Here is a 10394-nt window from a genome sequence, read left to right as displayed (position 1 = left end):
CGGTGGATCATCCACCGGCCCCGCCGATTCATGCTTGTCCGTGCCGGAAACCGGAAGTGCTAGATGTCAGCGCCTTCAGCAGGTTCCGTGGTGTGGGCGCGCTCGGTCTCGACCTCAGCGCCTTCTTCCTCGGCCACAACCGGGGCGAGCGAGAGCTTTCCGCGGTCATCGATCTTGGTGATTTCCACCTGGACCTTCTGGCCCACCGAGACAACGTCGTCAACGTTGTCCACGCGCTTGCCGTTGGCCAGCTTGCGCAGCTCGGAGATGTGCAGGAGGCCGTCCTTGCCCGGGGTCAGCGATACGAATGCACCGAAGGTGGTGGTCTTGACGACCGTACCCAGGTAACGTTCGCCGATTTCCGGGACCTGCGGGTTCGCGATGGCGTTGATGGCGGAGCGTGCTGCGTCTGCAGACGGGCCGTCGGTGGCGCCAATGTAGACCGTGCCGTCGTCCTCGATGGAGATGTCGGCGCCGGTGTCCTCCTGGATCTGGTTGATCATCTTGCCCTTGGGGCCGATGACCTCGCCGATCTTGTCCACGGGGATCTTGACGGCGATGACGCGCGGTGCGAACTCGGAGAGCTCGTCCGGGGTGTCGATGGCCGAGTCGATGACCTCGAGGATGTGCAGGCGGGCTTCGCGGGCCTGCTTGAGTGCTGCAGCCAGGACCGAAGCGGGAATACCGTCAAGCTTGGTGTCCAGCTGGATGGCGGTCACGAACTCGGAGGTACCGGCAACCTTGAAGTCCATGTCGCCGAAGGCATCTTCGGCGCCGAGGATGTCGGTCAGTGCCGCGTAGCGCGTCTGGCCGTCAACCTGGTCGGAGACCAGGCCCATGGCGATGCCTGCGACAGCTGCCTTCAGGGGCACACCGGCGTTCAGCATCGACAGGGTGGAGGCGCAGACGGAACCCATCGACGTCGAACCATTGGAACCGAGGGCCTCGGATACCTGCCGGATGGCGTACGGGAACTCTTCGCGGGACGGCAGGACCGGCACGAGTGCGCGCTCGGCCAGGGCGCCGTGGCCGATTTCGCGGCGCTTCGGGGAACCGACGCGGCCCGTTTCACCGGTGGAGTACGGCGGGAAGTTGTAGTTGTGCATGTAGCGCTTGGTCTTCACCGGCGACAGCGAGTCGATCTGCTGTTCCATCTTCAGCATGTTCAGCGTGGTGACACCCATGATCTGGGTCTCGCCGCGCTCGAAGATGGCCGAACCGTGAACGCGGGGCAGAACCTCGACCTCGGCGGTGAGCTGGCGGATGTCCGTCAGGCCGCGGCCGTCAATGCGGATCTGGTCCTTGAGGATGCGCTGGCGCACAACGTGCTTGGTGACCGAGCGGAATGCTGCGGACACTTCCTTCTCACGGCCTTCGAACTGGCCGGCGAGGAAAGAGGTGACCTCGTCCTTCAGGGCGTCGGAAGCGTTGTCGCGCTCCTGCTTGTCGGCGATCTGGAAGACAGCAGCCAGCTTCTCGGCGGCGGCCGACTCAACAGCGGCGTAAACGTCGTCCTCGTAGTCCAGGAAGACCGGGAACTCAACAGTGGGCTTGGCCGCGCGGGCAGCCAGGTCCGCCTGGGCGTCGCAAAGTGCCTTGATGAACGGCTTTGCAGCCTCGAGGCCTTCGGAGACAACCTCTTCGGTGGGGGCAGTGGCGCCCTGTTCCTTGATGAGGTTCCAGGAGTTGTCGGTGGCTTCGGCTTCCACCATCATGATGGCGACGTCGTCACCGGCCACGCGGCCGGCTACCACCATGTTGAAGACGGAGTTTTCCAGCTGCGAGTGCTTGGGGAAAGCAACCCACTGAGATCCGTTTTCGTCGGCAACCAGGGCAACGCGGACGCCGCCGATGGGGCCGGAGAACGGCAGGCCGGAAAGCTGGGTGGACATGGAGGAGGCGTTGATGGCCACCACGTCGTAGAGCTCGTCAGGGTTGATGGCCAGGACGGTCACAACAATCTGGACCTCGTTGCGAAGGCCCTTGATGAAGGCGGGGCGCAGCGGGCGGTCCATCAGGCGGCAGGCCAGGATGGCTTCGGTGGACGGTCGTCCTTCGCGGCGGAAGAACGAGCCCGGGATGCGTCCGGCAGCGTACATGCGCTCTTCGACGTCGACCGTCAGCGGGAAGAAGTCAAAGCCTTCACGCGGGTGCTTGCCGGCCGTGGTTGCGGACAGCAGGGCGGTGTCATCGTCGATGTACACCATTGCTGCGCCGGCTGCCTGCTTGGCAAGGCGGCCGGTTTCAAAGCGGATTACACGCTTGCCAAAACGGCCATTGTCAATGACTGCTTCTGAGAACTGGATTTCGGGACCCTCCAAGAGAGTCACCTCCGTTTCTGTTTTACGGAAGTCCAGCCGCATCAACCCAGGCCAGCATCTGTCGACTGGCCCTGCACCCGGTCGTCGATCGAGACCCACGGGCCGGGGCTTCAGTCAACGAAGCCGTTCCCGGAGATCACTACCGAGGACCGCGAATGCGTGATGCGGTTGATCCTCCTGTTTAGTTTTTTTCTTTGAAGGAGCGGCCCGTTCCGTTCCGGAAAGGGCCGCCCCAAAGTCCGACTAGCGGCGCAGGCCGAGGCGCTCGATGAGCGAACGGTAGCGGGCGATGTCAGTCTTCTTGAGGTAGCTCAGCATGCGCTTGCGACGACCAACCATGGCCAGCAGACCGCGCTGGGTGTGGTAATCGTGCTTGTGCTCCTTCATGTGCTCAGTCAGATCCTTGATCCGCTGGGTCAGGACTGCAACCTGGACCTCCGGTGAACCGGTGTCGCCTTCTCCGGTTGCGTATTCCTTGATGATGGACTGCTTTACAGCGGCGTCAAGTGCCACAATAACTCCTAGGGATGTGCCGTGAGGGCCCAGGTCAGTAACTCACTGCCGGGTCTGCCGCGGCGGCTGGTCCGGAGAAACAGGACTATGCCACACACAACAGGAACCAGCCGCCACGGACTGCAGCCGGATCCATCCCCCAGTTTACCGGCGCCTGCCCAATCTTGTCGAAACAGGCATCTCCCGGGAGGGAAGCTGCTGCGCTACCGCGCCAGTTGCTTCCGGATTGCAGCCATCCCGTGCAGGACTTCCGCGAAGCTGGTGCTCAGCGGGGACAGCCCCACGCGAACGCCGCGCGGAGCGCGAAAGTCCGGGATGACGTCGTCATCCCAGAGGGACGCGACAGTTGCTTTGGTAAAACTGGGGTGGTCCAGGGTGATGTGGCTGCCCCGCTCCCCCGGCTCCCGCGGCGAGGCGAGTTCCACCCCCAGGGGCGCCAGCCAGGCTTCGAAGATCTCGACGGCGAAGGCGGTCAGCTGCACCGATTTCGCCCGTACGGCAGCCATGGTTGCTTCCTCAAAAAGGTCGAGGGTCCCCCGCATGGCAAGCATCCCGAATATGGCGGGCGTACCGCTGAGGAAACCGCGGATGCCGGGAGCTGGTTCATAACCGGAGCCCATGTCAAAGGCATCCTTGCGGCCCATCCATCCCCAGATGGGCTGGTTGAGCGAGGCGAGGTGGCGGTGGTTGACGTAGGCGAACGCGGGCGAACCGGGCCCGCCGTTGAGGTACTTGTAGGTGCAGCCGGCAGCGAAGTCCACGTCCGCGCTGTCCAGGTCCATCTCCACTGAACCGGCGGAATGGCAAAGGTCCCACACCACCAGCGCCCCGGCGTCGTGCACTGCTGCCGTGATGCCCGGCAAGTCCGCCAGGTGGCCGGAACGGTAGGCGATGTGGCTCAAAAGTACGACGGCGGTGCGCGGTCCAGCCGCGTTGCGCACCTGCTCAACTGTCACCCCCGCGTTGGGGTCCGTTTCAATCCAGCGGAGTGTCAGGCCTTCCTCAAGGGCAATGCCCTCCACAAGGTAGCGGTCGGTAGGGAAATTTTCCGTGTCCAGGACCAGTTCGTTCCGGTCCGGGTCTGCCACGGCTGCCAGGGCTGCCCGGATCAGCTTGTACAGCACCACGGTGGTGGAATCCGCGATGATTGTCTGTCCCGGGGCGGCGCCGAGCACGGCCCGGCCCAGCTGGTCGCCAATGGATTGGGGCAGGTCCAGCCATTCCTCGTCCCAGCCCCGGATCAGGCGTCCTCCCCAGCCGTCGCGGATGAAGGCGCTGATGTCCTCCGCCGTGCGCTGAAGCGGCCGGCCCAGGGAGTTGCCGTCCAGGTAGGACAAGGGCGTGTCCGTGCCGATGAACCGGCTCCTGTACTGGGCCAGAGGGTCCTTGCGGTCCAGCTCGGCCGCGCGCTGTTGCAAGGCGGCGTCCGCATCTTTTGTGGTTCCGGCAACGTGCTCCTGTGTGGTCATTGGCCGATCTCCGTCCTGACAGCGAAAAGTTCTGGGAAAAAGGTCAGTTCGAGGGCCTTCTGCAGGAACGCGGCCCCGCTTGAGCCGCCGGTCCCTGTTTTCATGCCGATGGTCCTCTGCACGGTGCGCAGGTGCCGGAAGCGCCACAGCTGGAAGTTGTCCTCGAGGTCCACCAGCTCCTCGCACGCCTCGTAGGCGCCCCAGTTATCCGCAGCGTTCTCGTAGATGTGCTTGAAGAGCGGCACCAGGTCGGGGGTGAATTCGTGGGCAGAGGTAACGTCCCGCTCCAGTACCGAGCGGGGCACAGCAAACCCCTGCCGGGCAAGGTAGGCCAGGAATTCGTCATAGATGCTGGGCGCGGAAAGCACCTCATCGAGCATGGCGTAGGCTTCCGGATCCGACTCGAACACCGGAAGCATCTTGCGGTCCTTGTTGCCGAGGATGAATTCAACGGCCCGGTACTGGCTTGACTGGAAGCCGGAGGAATTGCCCAGGAAGCCGCGAAACTGTGAATACTCGGTGGGCGTCAGGGTGGCCAGCACTGACCACTGCTCGGTGAGGGTCTTTTGGATGTGCTTGACCCGGGCTATGCCCTTGAGCGCGGACCCCAGATCATCCGCACGGAGCCAGGCCGCGGTGCTCCGGAGTTCGTGCAACACCAGCTTGAGCCACAGTTCGGTGGTCTGGTGCTGAATGATGAACAGCATTTCATCGTGATGTTCCGGCTGGCTGACAGGATGCTGTGCACTCAGCAGGGTTGGCAGGTGCAGGTACGAGGCGTAGCTCATCCGTGTGCTGAAGTCGCGGACTATGCCTTCGTCCAGTTTCCTGGTGTTTTTCTCAACGGACACGGTGATGCCTTTCCCTTGAGCGCTGTCCTGGCGGACGGGTCAGCGCCTGGCGAGGAGGTTGTGCGCCTGGACCACATCCAGCCGCATCTGGTCCACCAGCGCCTCCGGCCCACGGTATGCCACCATGCCCCTCAGCCGGGCCACGAATTCAACAACCACTGTCTGGCCGTACAGATCGAAATCCTCCACCGCTTCGTGGGGCCGGTCGATGACATGGGCTTCGACCTGCCGGCTCACACCATCGAACGTGGGATTCGACCCGACGGAAATAGCTGCAGGCCATCGCGTCCCGGCCTGGTCTACAAGCCAGCCGGCGTAGATGCCGTCCGCAGGGATGAGCCCGCTGGAGTTGCTGGACAGGTTAGCCGTAGGAAATCCGAGGGCACGGCCGCGGGCGGCGCCATGGACAACTTCCCCGCGCATCCGGTGCGCGCGCCCCAGTACTGCCGCGGCAGTGGCCACGTCACCCTCCTGCAGTGCCTCACGCACCCAGGTGGAGGAGCAGCGGCGGTCCGTGCCGTCGTCGTCATGCAGGGGGTAGCCCTCCGAGCCAAACTCACTGATGACCTGGACTTCGAACCCAAACTTCCCGCCAAGGGCCTGCATGGTGTCCAGGTCGCCGGAGTTTCCGCGGCCAAACCGGGCGTCGTGGCCGATCACTACGTGGCTCGCGTGCAGGCGGTCCACCAGGAACTGCTCCACGAATTCCTCAGCGGTGAGGCTGGCCAGATCCAGGGAGTACTTCATCACCAGGATGGCATCCAGGCCCAGCTCGCCCAGCGCCTCCAGTTTGTCGTGCAGGCCCATGATCAGCTCCGGCGCGGACTCGGGACGGTGGACCAGGGCCGGGTGGGGGTCGAACGTGATGGCCACCGACCTGGAGCGGGTGAGGCGGGCAGTGCGGATCAGCTGGGACAGCACCTGCTGGTGGCCGCGGTGAACTCCGTCGAAGTTCCCAAAGGTGACAACAGATGGGCCGAAGTCCGCCGGGACCTCGGACGGATCGTTCCAGATGTAGACCATCACCCTCGCCTTTTACTGCTGAAAATATCGACGTCCCGGACCCTGCCGGCCGCGGAACTCTCTAAAGATTACCCGCATTCACGCAACCGCTATTGCCAGGTGGCCGGGGTTGCCGCCTGGCCCGACGGACAGGTGTCAGGACCTGCGGGACGGCCGCCGCCGGTAGAGCCACACCAGGCCAAGGACGGGCAGCAGCAGGGGAATGAACGCGTAACCGCGGCCAAAAAGGGACCATACCGTCTCGTGCGGGAACTGGACCGGGTCGAAGACGCTCAGGCCGCCCACAACGAGTACCCCGACCAGTTCCACCAGGACCGCTGCCACGGATACTTTGAACCACGTACTGCCGGCCCGGGCAAGGGATACCGTGGCAATGACGTACACGAGTGCGGCGAACGCGGACAGCAGGTACGCCAGCGGGGCCTCGGAGAACTTGGTGAGGATTTGATACCCGGCGCGGGCAGAAGCCGAGATGGCGAAGACCGCATAAACAGCGATGAGCAGGCGTCCGGGCCCGGTATTGCGGGTGTTCCTGGACCCGGTTCCGTTGGGAGCCACGTCCTTGGCCGCACCGGCATGGGCTGCGCCGGTATCGGCTGCGCCAGGGGCGGAGTGCTGGTCTTTCACGTTGCGTGCTTCTTCCACTTCAGTACCAGATCTGGTTCATTCGGGCGGCCATCACCAGCGCGGTGACACCCACGGCGGCCAGGACAAAGTTGCTCCACCGGGTACGTTCCAGGATGGCCCAGTAGACGGCTGCGGGCGGCAGGAGCATCGCGGTGGCGAGGTAGCCCCAGAATTCCCAGGCCTCCCCGGCAATGGGCTCGCCCGCAACCACACGCACGACCGATCCCACCAGGTACACCAGCAGGGCCACCTCGACCGCGGCCACCGAGAGGATAGTGACGTCGTTGGGTGCTTTCTTCAGGATGCCGGCCAGCAGGCAGACTCCGCTGGAAAGCAGCCCCACCACCAGGATGATGTAAAAGTAGGCGTCCACCCTCAGGCCACCCCGGACGCACCGGCGCCGATACCAGTACCAGTACCGGGGGCGAACACCAGCACCGGCTTGGCGAAGCTGCCGGCGTCCGCAAGCAGCGCCACCAGGCTTCCGTCAGGGGCAAAAGCGGCAGCAGGATGCTCGGCTGTGGCTGCTCCCGGGCTGCCGGGCGCGGCACCGGCGGCAATGCGTCGGCCAAAGGAAATCTCAGTGGTCTCTTTCGGGCTGAGCTCGCGGTTGGGCATCAGCGCCCGGGCAGCCTCGGCCATGTCCAGAACGTTGAGCCCGTCCGCAAGCTGTTCAAGGGTGCGCGCCTGTTCGAGGGAGTAGGGCCCTACGTGCGTGCGCCGGAGGGCCGTGAGGTGTCCGCCGACGCCGAGTGCGTCGCCGAGGTCCCGGGCAAGGGCGCGGATGTACGTCCCTGAGGAGCATTCAACTGTAACGTCCAGGTCCACGACGTCGGCCCCGGTGTCCCTGTTGATGCTGTGCACCTCGAAGCGGTGGATGGTGACGGGGCGCGCTGCGAGCTTTACCTCTTCACCGGAGCGGACCCGGGCGTACGCCCTCTCCCCGTTCACCTTAATGGCGCTCACGCTGCTGGGCACCTGCTGGATCTGCCCGGTGAGGGCGGCAACGCCGTCGTGAATAGCCTGCTCGTCCACAGCGGCAGTGCCGGCAGCGGCCGTAACCTCACCTTCGGCGTCGTCCGTCACTGTGGACTGGCCCAGGCGGATGGTGGCGGTGTAGGTCTTGGAGGTGCCCACGATGTAGGTCAGCAGGCGGGTGGCTTTGTTGATGCCCACCACCAGGACGCCTGTGGCCATCGGATCCAGCGTTCCGGCGTGGCCCACTTTCCGGGTACCGGCGAGGCGCCGCATCCGGCCAACCACATCATGGCTGGTCCATCCCTGCGGTTTGTCCACTATCACCAGTCCAGAAAGCACGCTCCCCAGTATATCGGCGCTGGTCCCGGCGCCCGCCCACGCCCGGATTGGGCGCAAGGGAGCCACGCCAGCGCCCTTTCCGCCGGTAACGCCGGTAGTCAGCCAGTTAGGATGGCAGGCATGCCTGAGCTTGCCGCGCACGTCCGCGACGTCCCTGTGAACCAGATCCGGGAAATCACCGAAGCCGCGTGGCGGACCCCCGGGGCCCTGGTCCTCAGCATCGGGGAACCAGGCTTCCCGCTCCCCCGCCACATTCTCGACGCCGGCATGGCCTGCCTGGACAGGGACGAGACCAATTACACCCCCAACGCCGGCATCCCGGCGTTGCGGGAGGCGTTTGCTGCCAGGTTCAGGGAGCGCGCTGGTGCCGGCCACAACAGTGAGATAGGCGCGGACCGGGTGTATGTGGTGGACGGCGCCCAGCAGGGCCTGCACTTTGCCATGAGCCTGCTGCTCTCCCCCGGCGATGAGATCCTGATCCCCAACCCGGGCTACCCCACCTTTGCCATGACCAGCCGCCTCTTGAATGCTGTCCCGGTGGGTTACCCGCTCTATCCTGAGCACGGCTTCCAGCCTCGAACCGGTGACATCGAGGCGCTGATCACGGACCGGACGCGGGTGCTGGTCCTGAACTCGCCCTCCAACCCGCTGGGCGCGGTCCTCGGCGAGGACCTGACCCGCGAACTCGTCGAGCTGGCCCGCCGGCACGACCTGTGGGTGATATCGGACGAGTGCTATGAGGCGTTCACCTACGATGTCCCGCACGTAAGCCCTGCACGGTTCGACGGCGCCCTGCCGGGTGAGGCGCGCGTTTTCACCTCGCTGACCCTGTCCAAAACCTATGGCCTTACCGGGCTCCGCATCGGCGCCCTCATCTGCCCGCCGGGACTGGAGCAGAAGATGAACAACGTGATGGAATCGATCGTCTCGTGCGTGGCATCGCCCTCCCAGTACGCCGCGCTTGCCGCCCTCACGGGACCGCAGGATTACGTCGAGCAAGCCCATGGGCATTACCGGGCCAACCGGGACGCCGCCTCCGCCGTACTCGATGCCAAGGGCATCCCCTACTTGAAGGCCGACGGCGCGTTCTACCTTTGGGCGGACGTGTCCCATGTCAGCGGCGGCGACGTCCGCGGGTGGGTGCGGCGCTTCCTGATGGAGTCAGGCGTTGCGCTCGCTCCGGGAACTGCCTTCGGCTCCATCGGCGAGGGCTGGGTGCGGATCGCCCTGTGCGGCAAGAGACAGGAACTGCTCGACGGCGTGGCCCGGCTGCCGGAACGCGTCTAGGCCCCGCCGCCGGGGTCCCGTCTCAACGGCGGGTGCCGGAAAGAGCACCGTCCAGCCAAGCGCGCAGGACGTCTGCGGGAGCTGCCCCCGCCTGCCGGGCAGCCACCTGCCCGTCAACCAGCACCATCAGGGTGGGGATGGCCTGCACGTCGAAACGCCGGGACAGGCCCGGGGATTTGTCGACGTCGACCTTCACCAGTTTCACTTCGCCGGCACGTTCGCGCGCCAGTTTATCCAGGGCTGGACTGACCATCCGGCATGGACCGCACCAGGCAGCCCAGAAGTCCACCAGCACCGGAACCGGCGACTGTTCGGCCACAGTGCTGAAGTCCGCATCCCCGGCATCCACGATCCAGGGCAGCCCGGCGCGGCAGCTGCCGCAGCGCGGCCGGCCCGCAGCGGCGGCGGGGATTCTGTTGGTCTTCCCGCAGTGCGGACAGCTGACAAGGGTGGCTTCCATGCCTAGTAGTCTTTCCTGTTCTTGTGGGCGCCCCACGCCCGGAAAGGAGCGTCCGACGCCGGGACCTCACCTCTGCTGACGGGCAACAGGTCGGGACGGGTACCAGAAAAGTAGTCGTAGAAGATGGCGTCGTCAAAACCCGCGGACGCTGCACCGTACCGGTCTGCTGCAAAGAACACACGGTCTATCCGGGCCCAGAGGGCAGAAGCCAGGCACAGCGGGCACGGCTCGCAGCTGGCGTAGAGCACCGCACCGCGCAGGTCGAAGTTCCGCACGGCAGCGGCAGCCGTACGGATGGCCACCACTTCGGCGTGGGCAGTGGGATCGTTGTCGCGGGTGACGCGGTTGACGCCCTCGTGCACCCGCCCGTCCTTCGTCACCACCACTGCGCCGAACGGCCCTCCCCCGTCCTCGACGTTTCGGGTGGCGAGGGCTACCGCCTGTTCGAGGTACTGCGTGGCATTGAGCTGCTGTTGGTCCGCCTGAGTCATAGCTAGATCCTAGCCAAGGGTATGGTCCCAGGGGA

Annotated in this window: 11 protein-coding genes; 1 reads left to right on the top strand and 10 read right to left on the bottom strand. The window is 65.1% G+C overall.

Annotation, left to right across the window (positions count from 1 at the left end; translation table 11 throughout):
* Positions 1-59: 59 nt before the first annotated feature.
* The 8 genes from AC5RT4_RS02055 to truB all read right to left on the bottom strand — a co-directional run bounded on the left by AC5RT4_RS02055 (position 60) and on the right by truB (position 8121).
* Positions 60-2321 carry a polyribonucleotide nucleotidyltransferase gene (locus AC5RT4_RS02055; protein ID WP_494104740.1) on the bottom strand — a complete coding sequence of 754 codons (2262 nt, stop codon included), beginning with the start codon at positions 2319-2321 and terminating at the stop codon, positions 60-62.
* Between the two features lie 243 nt (positions 2322-2564).
* Positions 2565-2834: a 30S ribosomal protein S15 gene (gene rpsO, locus AC5RT4_RS02050; protein WP_013600532.1), complete on the bottom strand. Its 270-nt coding sequence runs from the start codon at positions 2832-2834 to the stop codon at positions 2565-2567.
* 203 nt (positions 2835-3037) lie between these two features.
* Positions 3038-4303 (bottom strand): kynureninase, encoded by a 1266-nt coding sequence (kynU, locus tag AC5RT4_RS02045; RefSeq protein ID WP_494104721.1) that lies wholly within the window; start codon positions 4301-4303, stop codon positions 3038-3040.
* Positions 4300-5154 carry a tryptophan 2,3-dioxygenase gene (gene kynA, locus AC5RT4_RS02040; protein WP_494040861.1) on the bottom strand — a complete coding sequence of 285 codons (855 nt, stop codon included), beginning with the start codon at positions 5152-5154 and terminating at the stop codon, positions 4300-4302. Before kynA ends, kynU begins: the two co-directional genes overlap by 4 nt.
* A 39-nt stretch (positions 5155-5193) precedes the next feature.
* The gene (locus tag AC5RT4_RS02035) at positions 5194-6177 is read right to left on the bottom strand and encodes a bifunctional riboflavin kinase/FAD synthetase (RefSeq protein ID WP_494040862.1); all 984 of its coding nucleotides are present in this window, start codon (positions 6175-6177) and stop codon (positions 5194-5196) included.
* Positions 6178-6312: 135 nt separating this feature from the next.
* Positions 6313-6735, bottom strand: coding sequence for a hypothetical protein (locus AC5RT4_RS02030; protein ID WP_494041329.1), 423 nt, complete (start codon positions 6733-6735; stop codon positions 6313-6315).
* A gap of 88 nt (positions 6736-6823) precedes the next feature.
* Complete coding sequence (locus AC5RT4_RS02025) at positions 6824-7177, bottom strand: hypothetical protein (RefSeq protein ID WP_494104720.1); 354 nt, start codon at positions 7175-7177, stop codon at positions 6824-6826.
* A 2-nt stretch (positions 7178-7179) separates the two neighbouring features.
* The gene (gene truB, locus AC5RT4_RS02020) at positions 7180-8121 is read right to left on the bottom strand and encodes a tRNA pseudouridine(55) synthase TruB (protein ID WP_494104719.1); all 942 of its coding nucleotides are present in this window, start codon (positions 8119-8121) and stop codon (positions 7180-7182) included.
* Between the two features lie 120 nt (positions 8122-8241).
* Here truB and AC5RT4_RS02015 point away from each other — a divergent pair, with 120 nt between their 5' ends.
* Positions 8242-9408, top strand: coding sequence for a pyridoxal phosphate-dependent aminotransferase (locus AC5RT4_RS02015; protein ID WP_494104718.1), 1167 nt, complete (start codon positions 8242-8244; stop codon positions 9406-9408).
* Positions 9409-9430: 22 nt separating this feature from the next.
* Here the strand turns inward: AC5RT4_RS02015 and trxA are convergent, their stop codons facing one another.
* Entirely contained in the window at positions 9431-9868 is a 438-nt protein-coding gene (trxA, locus tag AC5RT4_RS02010; RefSeq protein WP_494104717.1) for a thioredoxin, read from the bottom strand.
* A 2-nt stretch (positions 9869-9870) separates the two neighbouring features.
* Positions 9871-10359: a nucleoside deaminase gene (locus tag AC5RT4_RS02005; protein WP_494040867.1), complete on the bottom strand. Its 489-nt coding sequence runs from the start codon at positions 10357-10359 to the stop codon at positions 9871-9873.
* Positions 10360-10394: the final 35 nt, after the last annotated feature.

The sequence above is a fragment of the Arthrobacter sp. sptzw42 genome (assembly GCF_059089685.1).
Note: the sequence above shows the minus strand (reverse complement) of the source record. Positions and strands in the feature narration are given on the sequence as shown.